We start from the raw sequence: 22,069 nt of genomic DNA, 5'->3' as shown, positions 1-22,069 counted from the left end.
CGCGGCCCTCTAGTCTGGTGCGGGTACCGAATGGAGGGGTCAGCATGTACGGCTGGATCTGGCGGCATCTGCCGGGCAACGCATGGGTGCGGAGCATCATCGCGCTCGTGCTGGTTCTGGCGGTCGTCTACGCGCTGTTCCAGTACGTGTTCCCGTGGGCGGAGCCGCTGCTTCCGTTCGGTGATGTGACCGTCGACGGCGCGAGCGCCGGTGGAGCAGGAGCCGACCGATGAGCGCACGCATTCTCGTCGTGGACAACTACGACAGCTTTGTCTTCAACCTCGTCCAGTACCTCTACCAACTCGGCGCCGAGTGCGAGGTGCTGCGCAACGACGAGGTGACCACCGCGCACGCCCAGGACGGCTTCGACGGCGTCCTGCTCTCGCCCGGCCCCGGCACGCCCGAGCAGGCCGGCGTCTGCGTCGAGATGGTGCGCCACTGCGCGGACACCGGCGTCCCGGTCTTCGGCGTCTGCCTGGGCATGCAGTCGATGGCGGTCGCGTACGGCGGCGTCGTCGACCGGGCCCCCGAACTGCTGCACGGCAAGACCTCCCCCGTGACCCACGAGGGCAAGGGCGTCTTCGCCGGACTGCCGTCGCCCTTCACCGCGACGCGCTACCACTCGCTCGCCGCCGAACCCGGCGCGCTGCCCCCGGAGCTGGAGGTCACCGCCCGCACGGCGGACGGCATCATCATGGGGCTGCGCCACCGTGACCGGGCGGTGGAGGGCGTGCAGTTCCACCCCGAGTCGGTGCTCACCGAGTACGGCCATCTGATGCTCGCCAACTGGCTGGAGCAGTGCGGGGACCAGGGGGCCGTCGCGCGGTCGGCGGGGCTCGCGCCGGTGGTGGGCAAGGCCGCCGCGTGACCGCGGGCCGCCCCGGGCCCGACGCCGGACCGGAGGGCCCTCACCCGCAGGGGGCGTACGGGGCCGACGGCGCGTTCGTGGCGGCGGTGGACGGCCTCGCGGATCCGCTCAACGATCCGCTGCCCGGCGGGCACGGCTCACCGTGGTTCCGGGCGGACAACATCCCGGCGGCCGGACCGGCTCCGGCCGATCCGGGCCCTGCCCCGGTCCTGGACCCGGGCCCCGCTTCCGGCCACGCACCCCACCAAGGGCCTCAGCAGCCCCAGGGAGCGCCGAACGAGTGGTACGACCCCGCCGGGTACCAACGCGACTGGTACGGCCCCCAGGAGCCGTCTGTACGAATAGCTGAGGCAGCGGCGGCGCCGGTACCCCCGGCGGCCCCGGCCGAGGAACGGGCTCCGGCCCCGGGCTTCTCCGCCGAACCGCGTACCGAAGTCATCCCCCGCGTCCCGGCCGAGCCCGCGGCCCCGTTCGAGCCCGACGTGGCATACGAGCCCGACGTGGCATACGAGCCCGACGCCGCCTACGAGCCTGCCCGGGAGCACGAGTCCGGCGCGGAAGACCCGGACCTGCCATCCGCCCCTGCCCCGGCCGCCGTGCCGCCGCCCTCCGGCGGACGGGCCGAGCGACGGCGGGCGGCCAAGGGGCGCGGACGAAGACGCCCGGGACCGGCCGTGGAGCGGACCGCCCCGGCCGCCGCCCCGATGTCCCGGATGGAGGCCAGGCGCGCGGCCAAGGCGGCGAAGGACAGCCCGGCGGTCGTCGCCAGCCGGGTGGTCGGCGAGGTGTTCATCTCGCTGGGCGTCCTGATGCTGCTGTTCGTCACCTACCAGCTCTGGTGGACCAACATCCGGGCCGAGCAGATCGCCGGCAAGGAGACCAACCGGATCCAGGACGAATGGGCCAACGGCGACCGGAAGCCCGGGGTGTTCGCGCCCGGCCAGGGCTTCGCGATCATGCACATCCCCAAGCTGGACGTCGTGGCCCCGATCGCCGAGGGCATCGACAAGGAGAAGGTCCTCGACCGGGGAATGATCGGCCACTACGGCGAGGGCAAGCTCAAGACGGCGATGCCCTCCGACAAACAGGGCAACTTCGCGGTGGCCGGTCACCGCAACACCCACGGCGAGCCGTTCCGCTACATCAACAAGCTCACCCCCGGCGACCCGATCGTGGTCGAGACGCAGGACGCGTACTACACGTACGAGATGGCCAGCATCCTTCCGCAGACCTCGCCCTCCAACATCTCCGTGATCGAGCCGGTCCCGGTCGGTTCGGGGTTCGAGGGGCCGGGCAAATACCTCACGCTGACCACCTGCACCCCGGAATTCACGAGTACCTACCGGCTGATCGTCTGGGGCAAGATGGTCGACGAACGGCCGCGCAGCGAGGGGAAGCCCGACGCGCTCCTCGGCTGAACATCCTCACGACAGGGACGGTGCGGTGGCAGCGAGGACCGAGCACGACGAGCGGACCGACACGTCCGCGTCCCCGCCGAAGGCACGCCGACGCGGCCGTCACCCCGTCGCGACGGCCGTCAGCGTCTTCGGCGAACTGCTGATCACCGCGGGCCTGGTGCTCGCGCTGTTCGTCGCCTACTCCCTGTGGTGGACCAACGTGCTCGCCGACCGCGAGGCCGACAAGCAGGGCGACACGGTCCGCAGCAAGTGGGCGGACGGGCCGGGCGCCCTGGACACCAAGGACGGCATCGGCTTCCTGCACGTACCCGCCATGAAGAACGGCGAGGTGCTGGTCAAGAAGGGCACCGACCCCAAGACCCTCAACAACGGCATCGCGGGCTACTACACCGACCCCGTCGAGTCGGGCCTCCCCTGGGACGACGAGGGCAACTTCACGCTGGCCGCGCACCGCGACGGCCACGGCGCGAAGTTCCACAACATCCACAAGCTGAAGAACGGCGATCCGGTCGTCTTCGAGACCAAGGACACCTGGTACGTCTACAAGGTCTACAAGACGCTCCCCGAGACCTCGAAGTTCAACGTCGACGTGATCCAGCCGGTCCCGGAGGAGTCGGGCGTCAAGAAGCCCGGCCGCTACATCACGCTGACGACCTGCACCCCGGTCTACACCTCGAAGTACCGGTACATCGTGTGGGGCGAGCTGGAGCGTACGGAGAAGGTCGACAAGGACCGTACCCAGCCGGTCGAACTGCGCTGATCGAACTGCGCCGAGCGCCCGCGGACGCTCGGGCACATGGGCACACGGGAAGGGCCCCGGTCACCATGATGGTGACCGGGGCCCTTCGTCGTACGCCGCGGGGTGCGCGGGCGCTCAGCCGCCCGGGCCTCCGAAGAGGCCGCCCCCGCCGTTCTCGATGGTCACGAGCATGACCGTGCTGCCCTTGTCCGCCTGGGTGTTCGGCCCCGGGTTGCTGGTGATCACCTTGGCGTCCGGCTTGTCGACCGAGCCCGGGGCGAGCTGCACCACGAAGCCGAGCCCTTCGAGCTGGCCCTTCGCGTCCTGGTACGACTTGCCCGCGATGTCACCGGGGATCTGTACCTGCTCCGGCTGCGCCGGGCCCTTGGAGACCTTCAGGACGATCTGCACGTCCTTGGCCTGCTTGCTCGGGCCCGCGGGGGTCTGCTCGACCACCTCTCCGGCCGGCTTGTCCGAGTCCACGTCCGTCCGCGAGACGTTGGTGAACCCGAGCTGGTTGAGCTGGGCCACGGCGGCGTCGTACTGACGGGTGCGCACGTCGGGCATCGGGTCGGTCGCCTGCTTGGCCACGGTGATGGTGATCTCGGCCCCCTCGTCGGCCTTCGCGCCGCCCTTGGGGTCCTGCTTGATCACGGTGCCCTCGGTCGCCTCGGACTCCTCCGTGGTGACGTTGACCGTGAAGCCCTTGTCCTCCAGGACCTGGCGGGCGCCGTCCTCGGACTTCTCCAGGACGTTGGGAACCTCGGTCTTCGGCGCTCCGGTGGAGACGACGACCGTGACGGTGCCGTCCTTGTCCATCATCGCGTCGGCCGTCGGATCCTGCGAGCAGATCTCGCCCTTCTCCTGGGCCTCGCACGGTTCCTCGGACCCGACCTTCACGGTGACGCCGGCATTGCCCGCGAGTCTCTCCGCGCCGTCGAGCGTGGAGCCGACCAGGTTCGGGGCCTTGATCTTGCCGTCGTCGCCGCTCGGGGTGAAGATCACCCGGCCGATCAGGATCGCGCCGATGAGCACCAGGATGCCCGCGACGACCAGCAGGATCGTCGAGGTGTTGCTCTTCTTCTGCTGGCGCCGGCGGCCCTGGCGGTCGTCGTAGCCGTAGCCGCCGTCCTCCGGGTTGACCGGGGGCAGCATCGAGGTCTGGGCGTTGTTCGGATCGGTCGGGCGCAGGGCGGCGGTGGGCTGGTCGCTGTTGTAGCCGTCGTAGCCCCCGTACCCCGCTGCGCCCATCGCCGCCGTGGCCGCGACCGGCTGGCCGTCGAGGCAGGCCTCGATGTCGGCCCGCATCTCGTCGGCGGACTGGTAGCGGTAGTCCGGGTCCTTGGTGAGCGCCTTCAACACGATCGCGTCCATCTCGGGCGTGATCTCGGGGTCGAAGTTGCTCGGCGGCTGCGGCTCCTCCCGGACGTGCTGGTAGGCCACCGCGACGGGCGAGTCCCCGACGAACGGGGGCCGCACGGCGAGCAGCTCGTACAGCAGGCAGCCGGTGGAGTACAGGTCGGAGCGCGCGTCGACCTGCTCGCCCTTGGCCTGCTCCGGGGAGAGGTACTGGGCGGTGCCGATGACCGCGGCGGTCTGCGTCATCGTCATGCCGGAGTCGCCCATGGCACGGGCGATGCCGAAGTCCATGACCTTGACCTGGCCGGTGCGCGTCAGCATGACGTTCGCCGGTTTGATGTCGCGGTGGACGATCTGGGCGCGGTGCGAGTACTCCAGGGCCTGGAGGATGCCGACCGTCATCTCCAGCGTGCGCTCGGGGAGCAGCCTGCGACCGGAGTGCAGCAGTTCCCGCAGCGTCGACCCGTCGACGTACTCCATCACGATGTACGGGATGGAGACCCCGTCGACGTAGTCCTCGCCGGTGTCGTACACGGCGACGATCGCGGGGTGGTTGAGCGAGGCGGCCGACTGGGCCTCACGGCGGAACCGGGCCTGGAACGACGGGTCACGGGCCAGATCGGCCCGGAGCGTCTTCACAGCTACGGTGCGGCCGAGCCGGGTGTCGTGCGCGAGGTATACCTCGGCCATGCCACCACGGCCGAGCACCGAGCCCAGCTCGTACCGGCCGCCGAGGCGACGCGGCTCTTCCATAACTGTTCCAGCCCTCTCCGTCAGTCCCGACCGCACCCGTGTGTGGTCCGCGGCGGTGCGCTGTTCGCGCATACGCTACCGGGCACGGGTGACGTGATCAGCCCGCACCCGTCAGCCGATATCCGACCGGTATCCGATGTCCGGTATGACGGGCGACCGCCGTGACAGGTCTCACTTCTTGGCGTCGATGACTGCCTTCATCACGTCGCGCGCGATGGGGGCGGCCAGCCCGCCACCGGAGATGTCGTCCCGGTTGGCGTTGCCGTCCTCGACCACGACGGCGACGGCGACCGGTGAGCCGTTGTCGGTCTTCGCGTACGAGATGAACCAGGCGTACGGCTTCTCGCTGTTGTTCAGACCGTGCTGTGCGGTACCGGTCTTGCCGCCCACTGTGACGCCGGGGATCTGCGCGTTGGTTCCCGTGCCGTCCTTGACGACGGTCTCCATCATCTGCTGGACCTTCTGGGCGTTCTCGCCGGAGAGCGCGCGGCTGAGCTCCTTGGGCTCGTGCGTGTAGACGGGGTCGAGGTCGGGAGCCTGGCGCTGGGCGACCATGTACGGCTCCATCAGCTTGCCGTCGTTGGCGATGGCGGAGGCCACCATGGCCATCTGGAGCGGGGTGGTCCGGTTGGACGCCTGACCGATGCCGGCCATCGCGTTCTGCGGCCTGTTGTCCTCGGGGTAGATGCTCGCGTCGGCGCGGACGGGCGTGAAGACTTCCTTGTTGAAGCCGAACTTGTCCGTCTGCTCGATCATCTTCTTGTTGCCGAGGTCGTCGCTCATCTTGCCGAAGACGGTGTTGCACGACCAGCGCAGCGCCTCCCGCAGCGAGGCGTCCTCGCAGGGGATGTTGCCCTCGTTGCTGAGCGGCGTGGTGGACTGCGGAAGCGTCCAGGGCAGCGGGGACTCGGTCTTGGCGTCGATGTCGTCGTAGAGCCCGTTCTCCAGGGCGGCCGCGGCGGTGACGACCTTGAACGTGGAGCCCGGCGGGTAGGTCTCGCGCAATGCCCGGTTGAGCATCGGCTTGTCCTTGTCCTTCAGGAGCTTCTGCCGCGCCTTGGAGTCCTTGTCGGAGTTGCCCGCGAAGACCGAGGGGTCGTACGAGGGGGTGCTCGCCAGCGCCAGGATGGCGCCGCTCTTCGGATCGAGGGCGACGACCGCGCCCTTCTTGTCGCCGAGCCCCTTGAAGGCGGCCTTCTGGGCGTCGCTGCTCAGGGTGGTGACGACGTTGCCGCCCTGCTTCTTGTCCCCGGTGAACATGGAGAGCGTGCGGTTGAAGAACAGCTGGTCGTCGTTGCCGGTGAGGATGCCGTCCTCGAGGTTCTCCAGCTGCGAGGAGTCGAAGGCCTGCGAGGAGTAGCCGGTCACGGGGGCCCAGAGGGGCCCGTCCTTCCAGACGCGCTTGTACTTGAAGTCGCTGCCGTCGGTCTCGACGGACCCGGTGACCGCCTTGCCGTCCACGATGATGTCGCCGCGCTCGTGGGCGTACCGCTCGATGCGGATACGGCGGTTCTCGTCGCGGTTGGTCAGCTCGTCGGCGCGGACGTACTGGATCCAGTTGTCCCGGACGAGCAGGGCGAGCATGAGAATGCCGCAGAAGATCGCGACGCGGCGCAGGGGCTTGTTCACGGGCGGACCACCTGCGTCATCTCGGCGTCGGTCGACGGGGCGGGCGCCGGGGCAGGACGGCGTGCGGTGTCGCTGATGCGGATCAGGATGCCGATCAGCGCCCAGTTGGCGATGACGGACGAACCACCGGCAGCCAGGAACGGCATCGTCATACCGGTGAGCGGGATGAGGCCCATGACACCGCCGGCGACCACGAACACCTGGATGGCGAAGGCGCCGGAGAGCCCGATGGCCAGCAGCTTGCCGAACGGGTCGCGGGCGGCCAGGGCGGTGCGCACACCGCGCTCGACGATCAGCCCGTACAGCAGGAGGAACGCCATCACTCCGGCGAGCCCCAGCTCCTCGCCCACGGTGGCGAGGATGAAGTCGGTGTTGGCCGCGAAGAGGATGAGGTCGGAGTTGCCCTGGCCGAGGCCGGTCCCGAGCGTGCCGCCGGAGCCGAAGGACATCAGTACCTGGGCCATCTGCTCACTGGCGGCGTGAGTGCCCCAGCCCGCGAAGGGATCGAGCCAGGCGGTCACACGGTCCTGCACATGCGGCTCGAACGAGGCCACGCCGACCGCGCCCACGGCAGACATGGCCAGGCCGAAGACGATCCAACTGGTGCGCTCGGTCGCCACGTAGAGCATGACGACGAACATGCCGAAGAAGAGGAGTGAGGTGCCGAGGTCGGTCTCGAAGACGAGGATCAGGATCGACATCGCCCAGATGACCAGGATCGGGCCGAGGTCCCGGCCGCGGGGCAGGTACATGCCCATGAAGCGTCGGCTGGCCAGAGCGAGGGCGTCGCGCTTCACCATCAGGTAGCCGGAGAAGAAGACCGCGATGACGATCTTCGCGAACTCGCCGGGCTGGATCGAGCCGATACCGGGGATGGTGATCCAGATCTTCGCACCGAACTGCGCGGGGAAGAACATCGGCAGGATCAGCAGAATCAGCGCCACCACCATGGAGATGTAGGTGTAGCGCTGGAGGATGCGGTGGTCCTTCAGCAGGAGCAGCACCCCGATGAACAGGGCGACGCCCATCGCCGAGAAGATCAGCTGCTTCGAGGCGGCGGGCGCGAAGCTGGGGAGCCGCGCCAGTCGTTCCGACTGGTCAAGACGCCAGATCAGCGCCAGGCCCAGACCGTTGAGCAGGGTGGCAAGGGGCAGGAGCAGCGGATCGGCGTACTTGGCGAACCTGCGCACCACAAGGTGGGCGACCCCGCCGAGCAGCGCGAGCCCCGCCCCGTAGCCGAGCATGCCCGCGGGCAGCTCGCCGTTGAGCGCGAGGCCCACGTTGGCGTAGGCGAACACCGAGATGGCGACGGCGAAGACGACGAGCGCCAGCTCGGTGTTGCGGCGGCTCGGCGCGTCGATCGCGCCGATGGTGGTCGTGTTGGTGACAACGCTCATGGTGCTGAAGGCCCCCTACGGCTTACTGCTTACCGCACTGCGGGACCAGCTTCTTCTCTTCCTCCGAGAGGCTGGGGCCGGGAGTGGGAGCGGTGGTCGACTTGGTCCCCTTGGCGGAGGACGTGGCGGAAGTCCTGGTGGCGGGGGCCCCGGCGGTGCCGCCGGCCTCGCCCTCGCCCGTGCGGGCCCGGTTCTCGGCGTCGGCCGCGCGGCGCTGCGCGTCCTTCTTGCAGGCGGAGGCCTGGGCGGCGAGCTCGGCGATCTTCTTGCGGGCGTCGGTGATGTTGCCCTCGGCGATGGTCGACTCGACCTGCTTGCGCTGGTACGGCGGCAGGTACTTGAGCTCGATCTCGGGGTGGTTCTTCTCGACCTTCGAGAGCGAGACCCAGGCGAGGTCCTGGCTGATGCCCCGGAACAGCGCGACGTTCTCGTCCTTCGCGCCGACGTAGTACTGCGTCTGCGTCCAGCGGTAGCCGCCGTACAGACCGCCGCCGATCACGGCCAGCGCCAGCACGATGTAGACGGAACGCTTCAGCCATTTACGACCGCCGCGCGGTTTGACGAAGTCGTCGTCCGTATAGGCGTCGTAGGAGCCGTCCGGCATGCCGCCGTAGCCGACGTCGCCGCTGCCGGGCGGGCCGAAGCCGCCGGCGGGCGGGGGAACGGGGCGGCCGAGGCCGGCCGCGCGGCCGGCGGGCGTCTGCATGGCCCCGCCGTCGCCCAGCTGGGCCTGGTTCTCCGCGACCGCGCCGACGACGACCGGGGTGTCGTTGAGCTGACCGGCCAGGGTGTCGTTGCTGTCGACGTCCAGGACGTCGGCCACGATGCAGGTGATGTTGTCGGGGCCGCCGCCGCGCAGAGCGAGCTGGATCAGCTCCTGGATGGTCTCCTGCGGGCCCTGGTAGCTGGCGAGGGTCTCCTCCATCGTCTGGTGCGAGACCACGCCGGAGAGGCCGTCGGAGCAGATCAGATAGCGGTCGCCGGCGCGGACCTCGCGGATGGAGAGGTCCGGCTCGACATGGTCGCCGCTGCCCAGCGCGCGCATCAGCAGGGAGCGCTGCGGGTGGGTGGTGGCCTCTTCCTCGGTGATCCGGCCCTCGTCGACGAGGCGCTGCACCCAGGTGTGGTCCTGGGTGATCTGCGTCAGGACGCCGTCGCGCAGCAGATACGCGCGGGAGTCGCCGACGTGCACCAGGCCGAGGCGCTGGCCGGTCCAGAGCAGGGCGGTGAGCGTGGTGCCCATGCCCTCCAGCTGGGGGTCCTCCTCGACCATGACGCGCAGCTGGTCGTTCGCCTGCTGCACGGCGGTGCCGAGCGAGGTCAGGAGATCGGATCCCGGTACGTCGTCGTCGAGCGGGACGAGCGTGGAGATCACCTCGGAGCTGGCGACCTCACCGGCCGCCTGACCGCCCATGCCGTCGGCGATGGCGAGCAGCCGGGGTCCGGCATAGCCGGAGTCCTCGTTGCCCTCCCGGATCATGCCCTTGTGCGACCCGGCGGCGAAGCGCAGCGACAGACTCATGCGCACCTCGCCCGTCGGCTCGGGGTACAGCCTGTCTCGAGCCACACTGCCCACCCTCCGGTCGGGAACCGGGCAGCGTCCGTCATCGGGACCGCCGCGGCTCGCTCGCTCCGCTCGCTCATTGTCGTACTACTTCCGCAGCTCGATGACGGTCTTGCCGATACGGATCGGCGCGCCCAGCGGAACTGGTGTCGGGGTGGTGAGCCGGGTCCGTTCCAGATACGTGCCGTTGGTGGACCCGAGATCCTCGACGATCCACTGGCCGTCACGGTCCGGGTAGATCCTGGCATGCCTGCTGGACGCGTAGTCGTCGTCCAGCACGATCGTTGAATCGTGGGCCCGGCCCAGGGTGATGGTCTGGCCCTGGAGCGCGACCGTGGTGCCCGTGAGCGTGCCCTCGGACACGACCAGCTTCGTGGGCGCCCCGCGGCGCTGCCGGCCGGACTGCTGGCGCTGCTGGGGCGGCGCCGCTTGTTGTTGTTGGCGGCCCTGCTGGGGGCGCGTGTCGGCGGCAGTGCGGCGTGAGCCGCGCTGCGTGACGCGCGTTCCGAACAGGTCGCTGCGGATGACCTGTACGGCCACGATGACGAACAGCCACAGAACAGCCAGGAAACCTAGCCGCATGACCGTCAGGGTCAGCTCTGACATTGCCCCCGCTTCACCCTTCGGCTTGCCGGTAAACGATGGTGGTGCTGCCCACGACGATCCGCGAGCCGTCGCGGAGCGTAGCGCGGGTGGTGTGCTGCCCGTCTACCACGATGCCGTTGGTAGACCCGAGATCCTGGATCGTCGAGGGCGTTCCGGTCCGGATCTCACAGTGCCGGCGCGATACGCCGGGGTCGTCGATCCGCACGTCGGCGTCGGTGGATCGTCCCATCACCAACGTCGGGCGGGAAATCTGATGGCGGGTGCCGTTGATCTCGATCCAGCGCCGCGTCCGGGCGTCCGGCACGGGGCCGGGCGTGGCCGGCGGGCGCCGGTCGTTCGTGGGGGCCGAGGGCCGTCCGGCGCCGGGCGGCGGGGCCGCGGGCATCGGCGGGGCGGCGCTCGGGGGGTAGCCGTAGCCGCCGGGAGCCTGCGGGGCGGCGGGCCGTCCGGGCGCGGGCTGGGGCGGACCCGACGGGTCGTGCTGTGACGAACTCGACGCCAGAGTGCGGCTGCGGACCCGGTAGAGCCCGGTGTCGAGGTCGTCGGCCTTCTCCAGGTGGACCTTGATCGGTCCCATGAAGGTGTAGCGCTGCTGCTTGGCGTAGTCGCGCACCAGGCCGGAGAGCTCGTCGCCCAGCTGACCGGAGTACGGGCTGAGCCGCTCGTAGTCGGGTGTGCTGAGCTCGACGATGAAGTCGTTCGGGACGACGGTCCGCTCGCGGTTCCAGATCGTCGCGTTGTTGTCGCACTCGCGCTGGAGGGCGCCGGCGATCTCGACGGGCTGCACCTCGGACTTGAAGACCTTGGCGAAGGTGCCGTTGACCAGCCCCTCGAGGCGCTGCTCGAAACGCTTCATGACCCCCATGGGGCACCTCCTCCGTTGTCATCGTCCCTGTACTGCTTACTGATCGTATCCACGCGTCGGGAAATCGGCTGGTTCCCCTTGTCTGGCCTGTGGATGAGTGTCACCCCTCACACGGATCGTAGAGGTGGCTTCCTCACAGTGTCCCGCACCCGGGACGCACTCTGGAGGAGTGGGGGCGATGGTTCGGGGTTCCCGCTTCCCTTCCCCGAGCCGGCGAAACAACGGATGTGAATCCACCCTGTCCAGCGTGCTAATCTTCCGTTTGTCGCCAGGCGCTCGCCCCACAAGGTGAGGGTCTGAAACACCACTTGCGCGAGTGGCGGAACGGCAGACGCGCTGGCTTCAGGTGCCAGTGTCCTTAGGGACGTGGGGGTTCAAATCCCCCCTCGCGCACAACGGCAGTTGCCCGCAGCTGCTGAAGTTGATTCGAGAGAACCCCCGCTTCGGAGAGATCCGGAGCGGGGGTTCTTCGTTGTTCCGTGTTTTCACCGGACGGCCGGGGTACGGACAAGCGGGTAGGAAACAGGCGGGTGGGAAGCGGCGGCGGCGGTCGTCCGCAGGCGGTGATCCACCGGGGTGCGGGCGCGGTTTCCGGACAGACCGATGGCCGATGCAACGGCGCACGTGCTTACGCTGGCCGCAGAGGTTGGATCGACGGCGGCTCGGCGGTGAAGGGCTGAGCGCACAGAACGTCCCGGAGGCAGGAAATGGCGAAGCAGGCTCGCGCGGTCCAGACGTGGCGGTCGATCGTGGACGCCGCGGCGAGTGTCTTCGACGACTACGGCTACGAGCGTGCCGCCATCTCGGAGATTCTCCGCCGCGCCAAGGTCACCAAGGGGGCCCTGTACTTCCACTTCGCCTCCAAGGAGGCCATCGCGCAGGCGATCATGGACGAGCAGACCTCCACGGTCGAGTTCGAGCAGGAGGGATCGCCGCTCCAGTCCCTGGTGGACGGCGGCCAGCAGTTCGCCTTCGCCCTGCGCCACAACGCGATGGCCCGGGCCGGTACGAGGCTCTCCATCGAGGGTGTCTTCCTCGGCGGGCCGCACCCGTGGGGCGACTGGATCGACGCGACGGCCCGGATGCTGGAGCTGGGCCAGGAACGCGGCGAGGTGTTCCCGCAGATCGACCCGATGGTGTCGGCCAAAATCATCGTCGCCTCGTTCACCGGTATCCAGCTGGTCTCGGAGGCCGACACCGGTCGCGCCGATCTGCGCGAGCAGGTGGCGCAGATGTGGCGCCACATCCTGCCGTCGATCGCGCACCCCGGTGTCATCGCCCACATCAAGCCGGAGGGCCGGGTGGATCTGGCGGCCCAGGCGCGCGAGAAGGCCGAGCGCGAGGAGCAGGAGGCCAGGATCGCCGCGGAGGCCAAGGACGCGGGCTCCCTGCCGGGCGAGGCCGGTCCGCGGGGCGGCGGTGGAGCCGGTCGCGGTACGAGGGCCGGGCAGGGGGCCGACGAGGCCGACGAGGAGTCGGCGGGCGCGGGTGCGAGGGTGGCGGCCGGAGGGGCTGCCTGAACCGCGCTCGGGAGAGCCTGAATCATGCTCGGGGTTGCGATGTTTCACGTGAAACGCCCGATTCATCATGCGGCAGGGCCGCGGAGCTCGTAGAAGCTCCGCGGCCCTGTCTGCGTTTTCGGGGTCTGCCGTGCTGCCGTTCTGCTGTTCCGCTCAGGCGGCGAGGCGGGTGGCGAGGGCCTTCGCCTTCTCCCGGGCGTCGTCGAGCGCCTTGGCGCGGGAGGCCTCGGCGAGCGGGACCAGTTCGGCCATCGACGGCTGCGAGTGGGCGAGGGTCAGCTCCGGAACGATGAAGTCCACCTCGATGGAGAACATGCCCGCGAACACCTTCTCCAGGTAATTCTGGACAAATTCAAAGCTCTCGCGCGGGGTGCCCGGAGCATACGAACCGCCCCGGCTGGCGACGACGGTCACCGGGGTCCCGGCGACGGGGGAGTCCGGTCCCGCGTTGTGCCCGACGATGATCACCTGGTCGAGCCAGGCCTTGAGGGTGGACGGGATCGTGAAGTTGTACATCGGTGCGCCGATCAGGACGGCGTCCGCCGCGGCCAGCTCGTCGGCGAGCTCCCGGCGCAGCGGGTCGTCGGCGCCCGCGGCCGTGGCGCCGGCGTCCAGGTGGGGCAGCGGATCGGAGGCGAGGTCGCGATGGACGACGGTGCCGTCCGGGTGCTGCTCGCGCCAGGCGTCGACGAACGCCGCCGTGATGTCGCGGGAGGCGGAGCCCTGGGGGAAGACGGCGGAGTCGAGGTGCAGAAGCGTGGCCATGGTGATCTCCACAGAGAGGGGAAGGAGGGCGCGGGCGGGTCGACGTGACCTCGCGGGCGTCCGAGCGGATCCATTCCGTACGTAACTACTAATAGCATAGCTACTTATTTTTAGTAAGCCACCCACGGCGGCGCAGTACTCTGGGCGTATGGCGGATCACAACGAACAGGCCTGTCGGCGGGTCGATGTGGGGATCAGTCGCGTCTTCGAGTTGTTCGGCAAGCGCTGGACCGGCCCGATCGTCTCGGTGCTGCTGCAGCGACCGGTCCACTTCGCCGAGCTGCGCCGGGCGATTCCCGGAATCAGCGAGCGCATGCTCTCGGACCGGCTGACCGAACTCGGCGCGGCCGGGCTGGTGATCCGCGAGGTCGACGAAGGTCCGCCGCTGCGCGTCGCGTACCGGCTCACCGAGGCCGGCGCCGCGATGGAGCCCGCGCTCAAGGAGCTCGGGCAGTGGGCGGACACCTATCTGGCGCCGGACCCCGGTACCGGCTGCTGATACCGGCTGCCGAATCGGCGGTACCGTCGTGCTCGGCCGCTGCTGGGCAGGGCCGCTGGCCGTGCGGACAGCCGGGCAGCCGACGAGTGTGTACGAGGGTGGGGGAGGCGACGCTCCATGGGCGTAACCGGGACGACGATGCCTGAACAGCGTGCCGAGGAGCCGGGTCCGCGCATTCCGGTCGTGCCCGGGTTCGCCCGGCGCGGGGCCACGAGTTCACCGAAGGCGGCGGGCAAGGCGCTCCGCGACCGGGTGCCGAGGTCCTCGCACGCCTCGCTGGTCCTGCCGCAGGGCCGGCCGGACGCGGTGCGGGCGGTCGAGGAGTCGAACCGGGGCCGGGTGCCCGGGCTGACGCCGATACGGGTGGGCCGGATGGCGGCGACGCCGTTCGCCTTCCTGCGGGGTGCGGCCGGACTGATGGCCCACGACCTGATGGGCAGCCCGGTCACCGGTGTCGGCGCCCAGCTCTGCGGCGACGCGCACGCGGCCAACTTCGGCCTCTACGGCGATGCCCGGGGCAGCCTGGTCATCGATCTCAACGACTTCGACGAGACCGTCTTCGGGCCCTGGGAATGGGACCTCAAGCGGCTCGCCACCTCCCTGGTGCTGGCCGGCCGGGCCGCCGGCGCCGACGAGGACACCTGCCGCCGGGGCGCGTACGACGCCGTCGGCGCCTACCGGCGCACGATGCGGCTGCTGGCCCGGCTGCCCGCCCTGGACGCCTGGAACGCCATCGCGGACGAGGAACTCGTCTCGCACACGGACGCGCGTGACCTGGTCGGCACCCTGGAACGGGTCTCGGAGAAGGCCCGTAACAACACCAGCGCCCGCTTCGCCGCCCGTTCCACCGAGGAGTGTCCGGACGGCGGCCGGCGCTTCGTCGACGCCCGGCCCGTGCTGCGCCGGGTGCCGGACGCCGAGGCCGCGGCGGTGGCCGCCGGGCTCGCCGGATATCTCTCCACCGTCTCCGAGGACCGGGTGCCGCTGCTGGCCCGGTACGCGATCCACGACGTGGCGTTCCGGGTGGTCGGCACCGGCAGCGTGGGCACCCGGTCGTACGTGGTGCTGCTGCTCGACCACCGGGGCGAGCCGCTGGTCCTCCAGGTGAAGGAGGCGCGTCCCTCGGTGCTCGCGCCCTATCTGCCCGCGGTCGGTTTCGATGTGCCGGAGGTGGCGCACGAGGGCCGCCGGGTGGTGCTCGGACAGAAGCGGATGCAGGTCGTCAGCGACATCCTGCTCGGCTGGGCGGACGTCGACGGCAGGCAGTTCCAGGTCCGGCAGTTCCGTAACCGCAAGGGCAGCGTGGACCCCGCCGCGCTCGCCGCCGACCAGGTGGACGACTACGGGCGGATGACCGGTGCGCTGCTCGCCCGGGCGCACGCGCACAGCGCCGATCCCCGGCTGCTGGCGGGCTACTGCGGCAAGAACGACGAACTCGACGATGCGGTGGCCGCGTTCGCGGTGACGTACGCCGACCGTACGGAGGCGGATCACGCCGAACTGGTGCGGGCGATCAAGGCGGGCAGGCTGGCCGCCGAGTTCGGTGTGTGACGGGACCGTGAGGCGGTGGGCCCAGGGGCCGGGGCCCACCATGTGTGCCGGGCCGCCCGGCCGTGGCCATACGCTGGACGGGTGAGCGACGAAGCCGCCGGGGTGCCGACCACCCGGAACGATGAAGACCGGCAGGACAACGACCGGCAGGACAGCGGCCGGACGGACGAGCCCGGGCCCGCCCCGGAGGCGCAGGACGTCCCGGGGGCGCCGGGTGACCCCGGGGCCGCGGACGCCGCCGCGGGGGAGCGGGCCGGCGCCGAGGACGCCGCGCCGCGGCCCGAGGCGCGGCTGGCCAGGGCGGTGCAGGTCGCCGAGCAGGCGCTGATCGAGTTCGAGATCGCGGTGGAGACCTTCCGGGTGGAGGTCGAGAACTTCTCCCGGCTGCACCACCAGAAGCTCGGCCCGATGTACACCCGCCTCGACGAGCTGGACGCGCTGATCGCCGAGGCGCGGGCGGCCAGGACCGGGGATCCGGAGGACGAGCGCAAAGCGCGCGAGGCGCGGGCCGTCGTCATGCCGATGCCCGGGGTCGACGAGCTGTTCCACGACTGGATGGACACCGACGGGCTGTCCCCCGAGGCCGCGGCCATGCTCACCGAACAGCCGGTCCGGCCGCCGAAGCGGGTCAGGCCGAGCGAGGAGGCCCGCAGGCTCTACCGGGAGCTGGCCCGCAAGGCGCACCCGGACCTCGCCCAGGACGAGCCGGAGCGGCAGCGCCGCGACGAGTTCATCGCCCGGGTGAACGCCGCCTACGGGCGGGGCGACGTCGAGCTGCTCAAGGAGCTCGTGGCGGAGTGGGAGGCCGGCCCGGTGCAGCCCCTGACGCCGCTGAGCGAGAGCGAGGAGCTCTACGCCCGGCTGGAGTGGCTCAGCCGGCGCAAGGAGCTGCTGACGGTGCTCGCCAAGGAGCTGGAGGAGGGCGCGATCGGCTCGATGCTGCGGATGGCGCCGGACGACCCGGACCAGTTGCTGGAGGACATCGCGGAGCAGCTGCTCGGCGAGGTGTCCCGGCGTGAGGCCGAGCTCGCGGAGCTGGTGCAGTAGCGTTCCGGATGACCGCCGCGTGGACACGAGGCCCTCGGTACGAGGTCCCGGTCCGCGCCCCAGGACGGCAAGCTCAAGATCGCACGAGAGAAGGCATGACCCATGAATTTCGCCCCGCTGCCCTCGGTGGACGCCGCGGCGGTGCCGTCGGACGGCTTCGTCCTGGACGTCCGTGAGAACGACGAGTGGGCGGCCGGTCACGTCGAGGGTGCGCTGCACATCCCGATGAGCGACTTCGTGGGCCGGTTCGGTGAGCTGACGGAGGCCGCCGAGGACGGCCGGCGCGTGCATGTGATGTGCCGGGTCGGCGGCCGGTCGGCCCAGGTCACCCAGTACCTGGTCCAGCAGGGCATCGACGCCGTGAACATCGACGGCGGCATGCAGGCCTGGGACGGCGCCGGGCGCCCGATGGTCACGGACAACGGGACGCCCGCCTTCGTCCTCTGAGGGCGGCGCGGCCCCGCGGGTTCAGCCGAGCGGATGGGCGGCCAGCAGGTCGCCCAGCGCCTCCTCATGGGCCGCGGCCGGCCCGAGGGAGAGCTCGATCTGTTTCGCCCAGGCGTGGAAGCGGTGCAGCGGGTAGTCGGTGTCCGCGCCGAAGCCACCGTGCAGATGCTGGGCGGTCTGCACGACGCGGCGGACGCCGTCGGATGCCCAGATCTTCGCCACGGCGACATCGCCCGCGGCGGGCAGCGGGCCCCCGGCGTCGGTGGAGATCCGCCAGGCGGCCTGCCAGAGCGTCGCCTCCATCGCCCGCAGATCGATGTACCGGTCGGCGGCCTGGACCGCCACCGCCTGGAACGTGGCGACCGGGAACCCGAACTGCTCGCGCCTGCCGGTGTATTCGGCGGTCATCGCGAGCACCCGCTCGCCCAGCCCGAGCGCGAGCGCGCAGGTTCCCGTGGTGAGCAGGGACCGCAGCCACTCCCAGCAGTCCGCCGCGTCGATTAGCTCGCGGGCCGCCACACGGACCGCGTCGAGCCGGACCTCGGCCAGTCGTTCACCGCTGGTGGAGACCTGGTCCGCCAGGGTGACGCCGGCGCGGGTACGGGGCACGAGGGCGAGGACCGTCCTGCCCCCGGCGGTGTGCGCGGGCACGGCGATCCAGTCGGCCACCTGGGCCCAGGGAACCGCGGACTGCACCCCGTCGAGCACCCAGCCGGAGCCGTCGGCCGGGCCGTCGGTCTCCCCGTCGCCCTTGCTGCCGGCGGCCCCGTCCTCCTCGCCGTACGGCCGTGCGGAGACGGCGAGTTCGGCCGGATCGTGGCCGCTGCGCCCGTTGGCGCCGACGGTCAGGATCAGTTCGCCCCGCCCGGCCCGGGGCAGCAGCTCCGCCGCTAGGGTGCGGTCGCCGTACCGTTCGATGGCCATCGCCACCGCACAGCTCTCCAGCAACGGGACCCTGGCCAGCACCTTGGCCGACTCCCGCAGGACCAGGCAGAGCGCGATCGGGTCCAGGCCCGCGCCCCCGTGCTCCGGCGACAGCGTGAGCCCGAGCAGGTCCGTGCGCGCCAGCTCGTGCCAGAGCTGTCGGTCGATGTCTTCCGCCACCGCCCTCGGGGTCAGGGCGGGGCTGGGCGCGCGGTCGGGTGCGACGTCCGAGAAGACGGCCCTGGCCGCCTCGACGGCCGCCTGCTGTTCCTCGGTGAAGGTGAAGTCCACTGTCCCGGCCTCCCGTTGACCATCGACGACCTGACGGGTCGTCAAGATAGAACAGGTTCTACGGGAAGGGAACAGTGTGCGGCGGCCCGAGGGCTGCGTCAGCTGCCTTAGCCGCCTCAGCGGTCGAAGTCGAGCTCCACCTCCGGGGTGAGCGGATGCGACTGGCAGGCCAGCACGAAGCCCGCCCCGGTCTCCTCCGGCTCCAGCGCGAAGTTGCGCTCCATCCGGACCTCGCCCGATACGAGGAAGGCCCGGCAGGTCCCGCACACCCCTCCCTTGCAGGCGTACGGAGCGTCCGCACGGCTGCGCAGCACCGTCTCCAGCAGGGATTCGGAGTCCTGCACCGGCCAGCTGCCCGAACGGCCGTGGAGGGTGGCCGTCAGCAGGGCGTCGGACGGTGCGGCGACCTTGACCACCGTCACATCGGTGGGGCCTTCGTCGACGTGGAAGATCTCCTGGTGGACCCGCGAACGGTCGACGCCGAGCGCTTTCAGGGCCTTTTCCGTGCCCCGTACGAGGCCGAGCGGTCCGCACAGGAACCAGCCGTCCACCTCCGGCACCGGGAGCACGGCGGGCAGCAGACCGGTGAGCCGTTCGGCGTCGAGCCGCCCGGAGGGGAGCCCGGCCGACTGCTCCTCCCGGGAGAGCGCGGTGACCAGCTGGAAGCGGTCCGGATAGCGGTCCTTGAGGTCGGCCACCTCGTCGAGGAACATCGTCGAGGCCGCCGTGCGGTCGCTGCGGATCAGACAGAACCGGGCGGCCGGCTCACGGCCGAGCAGGGTGGCCGCCATCGACAGCACCGGGGTGATGCCGCTGCCGCCGACCACCGCGGCGAACAGGCCCGGGCGCGGCTTCAGGACGAAGCGGCCCATCGGAGGCATGGCCTCCACCTGGTCCCCGACCGCCAGTTCCTTCAGGGCGTACGTGGAGAACGCCCCGCCCTCGACCCCGCGGATGCCCACGCGCAGCACCGGTTCGCCGGGCTGCTCGGTGGCGGGTGCGCAGATCGAGTAGGAGCGGCGGATCTCCTGGCCGTCCACGGTGAAGCGCACGTTCAGATGCTGGCCGGGGGTGTGGCGGAAGGTCTCGCGCAGCTCGGCGGGCACGGCGAAGGTGACGGCCACCGCGTCGTCCGTGATCCGTTCGATCGCGCTGACCCGGAGCGGATGGAACATCTACAACTCCTTGAAGTGGTCGAACGGTTCGCGGCAGGCGACGCAGCGGCGCAGGGCCTTGCACGCCGTGGAGGAGAACCGGCTGAGCAGTTCCGTGTCCGTGGAGCCGCAGTGCGGGCAGCGCACCGAGAGCGTCAGCGGCACGGGGCCGCCGTCCGCGCTGTGGGCGCGCGGCGGGGCTATGCCGAACTCGGCGAGCTTGCGACGGCCTTCGGCGCTGATGTCGTCCGTCGACCAGGCCGGCGCCAGGACCGTGACCACGGAGACCTCGGGCACGCCGTGGTCGTGCAGCACCCGCTCGATGTCGGCGGACATCGCCTCGATCGCCGGGCAGCCGGTGTAGGTCGGGGTGAGGTGCACGGTCACCCGGCCGGGGCCGTCCACCCGCACGTCCCGCAGGACGCCGAGCTCCGCCAGGGTCAGCACCGGGAGCTCGGGGTCCGGCACGGAACCGGCGAGGCCGCGCAGCTCCGCCTCCAGCAGGGTGTCGGTCACCATGACGCCCCCGGATGACTGCGGTGCAGATGCTGCATCTCGGCGAGCATGCGGCCGAACGGCTCGGTGTGCAGACCCTGCCGGCCCGCGCCCGCCGCCCAGCCCCCGGACCGCGGGCCCGCGGGGAGGGTCAGACCGGCCCGCTCGACGACCTCGGTGACGGCGTCGAGCCAACCGCTCTGCAGGGCCTGCCAGTCGACACCGGAGTCCGGGGCGTCGAGCCCTTCGACCGGCTGGAACATCTCGCCGGTGAACCGCCACAGCGCGTCCAGGCCGCTCTGCATCCGGCGGAGGCTCTCCTCGGTGCCGTCGCCGAGCCGCAGGACCCACTGCTCGGCGTGGTCACGGTGGTAGGCCACCTCCTTGACGGCCTTGGTCGCCAGGCCGCCGAACTCGCCGTCCCCGGCCGCGAGACGCTCGTACAGCAGGTGCTGGTACACCGAGAAGTAGAGCTGCCGGGCGATGGTGTGGGCGAAGTCCCCGTTCGGCTGCTCGACCAGCTGGAGGTTGCGGAAGGCGCGCTCCTCGCGGAGGTAGGCGAGCTCGTCCTCGTCGCCGACGAGGGAGAGCAGCACCCGCGCCTGTCCCAGCAGGTCCAGGGCGATGTTGGCGAGCGCCACCTCCTCCTCCAGGACGGGGGCGTGACCGGCCCACTCCCCCAGCCGGTGCGAGAGCACCAGCGCGTCGTCGCCGAGGGCGAGTGCGGCGCTCACAGGTGCTTCACCCCGTCCGGGATCTCGTAGAACGTCGGGTGGCGGTAGGGCTTGTCGGCGGCCGGCTCGAAGAAGGAGTCCTTCTCGTCGGGGGAGGACGCGGTGATCTCGGTGGACGGGACCACCCAGATCGAGACGCCCTCCGAGCGGCGGGTGTAGAGGTCACGGGCGTTGCGCAGGGCCATCTCGGCGTCCGGCGCGTGCAGGCTGCCCGCATGGGTGTGGGACAGTCCGCGCCGCGAGCGCACGAACACCTCCCACAGGGGCCAGTCGGTCGAGCTGCTCATGCCGTCTCCTCCACATGCTGCGCGGACGCGCTGTTCTGTGCCGATGCCGATGCCGATGCCGATGCCGATGCCGGTGCCGGTGCCGGTGTCTGTGCCCGCGAGGCGGCGGGTGCTCCGGCCGGGGCGTGCTTGGCGGCGTACGCGGCTGCCGCGTCCCGGACCCAGGCGCCTTCCTCGTGGGCCGTGCGCCGCTGGGTGATGCGCTGTTCGTTGCAGGGGCCGTTGCCCTTGAGGACCGCCTGGAACTCGGCCCAGTCGATCGCGCCGAAGTCGTGCCGGCCCAGCTCCTCGTTCCACCGGATGTCGGGGTCCGGGAGCTCCAGGCCCAGCGCCTCGGCCTGGGGCACGCAGATGTCCACGAAGCGCCGGCGCAGCTCGTCGTTGGAGTGCCGCTTGATCTTCCAGGCCATGGACTGCTCGGAGTGCGAGGAGGCGTCGTCGGGCGGGCCGAACATCATCAGGGAGGGCCACCACCAGCGGTTCACCGCGTCCTGGGCCATGGCGTGCTGGGCCTCGGTGCCACGGCTGAGGGCGAGCAGCAGCTCGTACCCCTGGCGCTGGTGGAAGGACTCCTCCTTGCAGATGCGGACCATCGCGCGGGCGTACGGGCCGTAGGAGCAGCGGCAGAGCGGCACCTGGTTGGTGATCGCCGCCCCGTCCACCAGCCAGCCGATCGCGCCGACGTCGGCCCAGGTCAGCGTGGGGTAGTTGAAGATCGACGAATAGCGCTGGCGGCCCGCGTGCAGCTTGTCGAGCAGCTCCTCGCGGCTGGTGCCCAGGGTCTCGGCGGCGCTGTAGAGATACAGGCCGTGGCCCGCCTCGTCCTGCACCTTGGCCATGAGGATCGCCTTGCGGCGCAGCGAGGGCGCCCGGGTGATCCAGTTGGCCTCGGGCTGCATGCCGATGATCTCGGAGTGGGCGTGCTGGGCCATCTGGCGGACCAGCGTCGCGCGGTAGGCGTCGGGCATCCAGTCCCGCGGCTCGATCCGCTCGTCCGCCGCCACCGTCGCGTCGAAGGCCGCGAGGCGGTCCGCGTCCGCCGCGTCCACCGCATCCGCCGTGCCGAGCGTCTTCTGCGTCGTCTGGTCCGCAGTCACTGCCGCCATCCCGGGCTCCCTACCGACCGATCGTTCGGTTCCTTGACTTCAATGGTGAGT

General features: G+C 70.7%; 22 protein-coding genes and 1 tRNA gene. 10 read left to right on the top strand and 13 right to left on the bottom strand.

Going from position 1 to position 22,069, the window contains the following annotated elements; all coding sequences use genetic code 11:
• The first annotated feature begins 44 nt into the window (after nucleotides 1–44).
• From ACSMXR_RS17890 to ACSMXR_RS17875, 4 genes are read left to right on the top strand one after another with little or no spacing between them, the layout of a single operon-like run.
• The gene (locus ACSMXR_RS17890) at nucleotides 45–233 is read left to right on the top strand and encodes a hypothetical protein (RefSeq protein WP_030077164.1); all 189 of its coding nucleotides are present in this window, start codon (nucleotides 45–47) and stop codon (nucleotides 231–233) included.
• Nucleotides 230–868, top strand: coding sequence for an aminodeoxychorismate/anthranilate synthase component II (locus ACSMXR_RS17885; protein ID WP_030077162.1), 639 nt, complete (start codon nucleotides 230–232; stop codon nucleotides 866–868). Before ACSMXR_RS17890 ends, ACSMXR_RS17885 begins: the two co-directional genes overlap by 4 nt.
• Entirely contained in the window at nucleotides 865–2,286 is a 1,422-nt protein-coding gene (locus tag ACSMXR_RS17880) for a class E sortase (protein ID WP_473172317.1), read from the top strand. The genes ACSMXR_RS17885 and ACSMXR_RS17880 overlap by 4 nt, the downstream gene beginning before the upstream one ends.
• 25 nt (nucleotides 2,287–2,311) lie before the next feature.
• Nucleotides 2,312–3,046, top strand: coding sequence for a class E sortase (locus ACSMXR_RS17875; RefSeq protein WP_137229352.1), 735 nt, complete (start codon nucleotides 2,312–2,314; stop codon nucleotides 3,044–3,046).
• A gap of 114 nt (nucleotides 3,047–3,160) precedes the next feature.
• Here ACSMXR_RS17875 and pknB read toward each other — a convergent pair whose 3' ends face one another.
• From pknB to ACSMXR_RS17845, 6 genes are all read right to left on the bottom strand, one after another.
• On the bottom strand, nucleotides 3,161–5,137 hold the full coding sequence (gene pknB / locus ACSMXR_RS17870) for a Stk1 family PASTA domain-containing Ser/Thr kinase (protein WP_137229350.1): 1,977 nt from the start codon (nucleotides 5,135–5,137) through the stop codon (nucleotides 3,161–3,163).
• Nucleotides 5,138–5,308: 171 nt separating this feature from the next.
• Complete coding sequence (locus ACSMXR_RS17865; protein WP_376185425.1) at nucleotides 5,309–6,766, bottom strand: peptidoglycan D,D-transpeptidase FtsI family protein; 1,458 nt, start codon at nucleotides 6,764–6,766, stop codon at nucleotides 5,309–5,311.
• The gene (locus tag ACSMXR_RS17860) at nucleotides 6,763–8,163 is read right to left on the bottom strand and encodes an FtsW/RodA/SpoVE family cell cycle protein (RefSeq protein ID WP_376185426.1); all 1,401 of its coding nucleotides are present in this window, start codon (nucleotides 8,161–8,163) and stop codon (nucleotides 6,763–6,765) included. The genes ACSMXR_RS17865 and ACSMXR_RS17860 overlap by 4 nt, the downstream gene beginning before the upstream one ends.
• Nucleotides 8,164–8,185: 22 nt before the next feature.
• Nucleotides 8,186–9,685 carry a PP2C family protein-serine/threonine phosphatase gene (locus ACSMXR_RS17855; RefSeq protein ID WP_473172397.1) on the bottom strand — a complete coding sequence of 500 codons (1,500 nt, stop codon included), beginning with the start codon at nucleotides 9,683–9,685 and terminating at the stop codon, nucleotides 8,186–8,188.
• A 129-nt stretch (nucleotides 9,686–9,814) separates the two neighbouring features.
• Nucleotides 9,815–10,333, bottom strand: a complete 519-nt coding sequence (locus tag ACSMXR_RS17850; RefSeq protein WP_006125955.1) for an FHA domain-containing protein FhaB/FipA — start codon at nucleotides 10,331–10,333, stop codon at nucleotides 9,815–9,817.
• A 10-nt stretch (nucleotides 10,334–10,343) separates the two neighbouring features.
• Entirely contained in the window at nucleotides 10,344–11,198 is an 855-nt protein-coding gene (locus ACSMXR_RS17845; protein ID WP_137229344.1) for an FhaA domain-containing protein, read from the bottom strand.
• Between the two features lie 310 nt (nucleotides 11,199–11,508).
• Between ACSMXR_RS17845 and ACSMXR_RS17840 the strand changes: the two genes are divergently transcribed.
• Both ACSMXR_RS17840 and ACSMXR_RS17835 read left to right on the top strand, forming a co-directional pair.
• Nucleotides 11,509–11,591 (top strand) — tRNA-Leu (locus tag ACSMXR_RS17840).
• 314 nt (nucleotides 11,592–11,905) lie between these two features.
• Nucleotides 11,906–12,718, top strand: a complete 813-nt coding sequence (locus ACSMXR_RS17835) for a ScbR family autoregulator-binding transcription factor (protein WP_364888304.1) — start codon at nucleotides 11,906–11,908, stop codon at nucleotides 12,716–12,718.
• Between the two features lie 153 nt (nucleotides 12,719–12,871).
• On the opposite strand, the gene ACSMXR_RS17830 is transcribed toward ACSMXR_RS17835, so the two are convergent.
• Nucleotides 12,872–13,483 (bottom strand): FMN-dependent NADH-azoreductase, encoded by a 612-nt coding sequence (locus tag ACSMXR_RS17830; RefSeq protein ID WP_137229340.1) that lies wholly within the window; start codon nucleotides 13,481–13,483, stop codon nucleotides 12,872–12,874.
• Nucleotides 13,484–13,631: 148 nt separating this feature from the next.
• Between ACSMXR_RS17830 and ACSMXR_RS17825 the strand changes: the two genes are divergently transcribed.
• The 4 genes from ACSMXR_RS17825 (at nucleotide 13,632) to ACSMXR_RS17810 (ending at nucleotide 17,027) form a co-directional block, all read left to right on the top strand.
• Nucleotides 13,632–13,982, top strand: coding sequence for a winged helix-turn-helix transcriptional regulator (locus ACSMXR_RS17825; RefSeq protein WP_137229338.1), 351 nt, complete (start codon nucleotides 13,632–13,634; stop codon nucleotides 13,980–13,982).
• A 138-nt stretch (nucleotides 13,983–14,120) separates the two neighbouring features.
• Nucleotides 14,121–15,533 carry a DUF2252 domain-containing protein gene (locus tag ACSMXR_RS17820; RefSeq protein ID WP_374202265.1) on the top strand — a complete coding sequence of 471 codons (1,413 nt, stop codon included), beginning with the start codon at nucleotides 14,121–14,123 and terminating at the stop codon, nucleotides 15,531–15,533.
• An 81-nt stretch (nucleotides 15,534–15,614) separates the two neighbouring features.
• Nucleotides 15,615–16,580, top strand: coding sequence for a J domain-containing protein (locus ACSMXR_RS17815; protein ID WP_473172316.1), 966 nt, complete (start codon nucleotides 15,615–15,617; stop codon nucleotides 16,578–16,580).
• 102 nt (nucleotides 16,581–16,682) lie between these two features.
• Nucleotides 16,683–17,027 carry a rhodanese-like domain-containing protein gene (locus ACSMXR_RS17810; RefSeq protein ID WP_010071374.1) on the top strand — a complete coding sequence of 115 codons (345 nt, stop codon included), beginning with the start codon at nucleotides 16,683–16,685 and terminating at the stop codon, nucleotides 17,025–17,027.
• Nucleotides 17,028–17,048: 21 nt separating this feature from the next.
• Here ACSMXR_RS17810 and ACSMXR_RS17805 read toward each other — a convergent pair whose 3' ends face one another.
• The 6 genes from ACSMXR_RS17805 to paaA all read right to left on the bottom strand — a co-directional run bounded on the left by ACSMXR_RS17805 (nucleotide 17,049) and on the right by paaA (nucleotide 22,018).
• Entirely contained in the window at nucleotides 17,049–18,242 is a 1,194-nt protein-coding gene (locus ACSMXR_RS17805; RefSeq protein ID WP_473172396.1) for an acyl-CoA dehydrogenase family protein, read from the bottom strand.
• 116 nt (nucleotides 18,243–18,358) lie between these two features.
• Nucleotides 18,359–19,417 (bottom strand): 2Fe-2S iron-sulfur cluster-binding protein, encoded by a 1,059-nt coding sequence (locus tag ACSMXR_RS17800; RefSeq protein ID WP_381791825.1) that lies wholly within the window; start codon nucleotides 19,415–19,417, stop codon nucleotides 18,359–18,361.
• Nucleotides 19,418–19,915 (bottom strand): 1,2-phenylacetyl-CoA epoxidase subunit PaaD, encoded by a 498-nt coding sequence (paaD, locus tag ACSMXR_RS17795; protein ID WP_030077129.1) that lies wholly within the window; start codon nucleotides 19,913–19,915, stop codon nucleotides 19,418–19,420.
• Complete coding sequence (gene paaC / locus ACSMXR_RS17790; RefSeq protein WP_473172315.1) at nucleotides 19,909–20,625, bottom strand: 1,2-phenylacetyl-CoA epoxidase subunit PaaC; 717 nt, start codon at nucleotides 20,623–20,625, stop codon at nucleotides 19,909–19,911. Before paaC ends, paaD begins: the two co-directional genes overlap by 7 nt.
• Nucleotides 20,622–20,912 (bottom strand): 1,2-phenylacetyl-CoA epoxidase subunit PaaB, encoded by a 291-nt coding sequence (gene paaB / locus ACSMXR_RS17785; protein ID WP_018489793.1) that lies wholly within the window; start codon nucleotides 20,910–20,912, stop codon nucleotides 20,622–20,624. Before paaB ends, paaC begins: the two co-directional genes overlap by 4 nt.
• A complete protein-coding gene (paaA, locus tag ACSMXR_RS17780; RefSeq protein ID WP_473172314.1) occupies nucleotides 20,909–22,018 on the bottom strand; it encodes a 1,2-phenylacetyl-CoA epoxidase subunit PaaA in 1,110 nt (369 codons plus the stop codon). The genes paaB and paaA overlap by 4 nt, the downstream gene beginning before the upstream one ends.
• Nucleotides 22,019–22,069: the final 51 nt, after the last annotated feature.

This window comes from Streptomyces sp. DSM 106670, from assembly GCF_055792845.1.
Note: the sequence above shows the minus strand (reverse complement) of the source record. Positions and strands in the feature narration are given on the sequence as shown.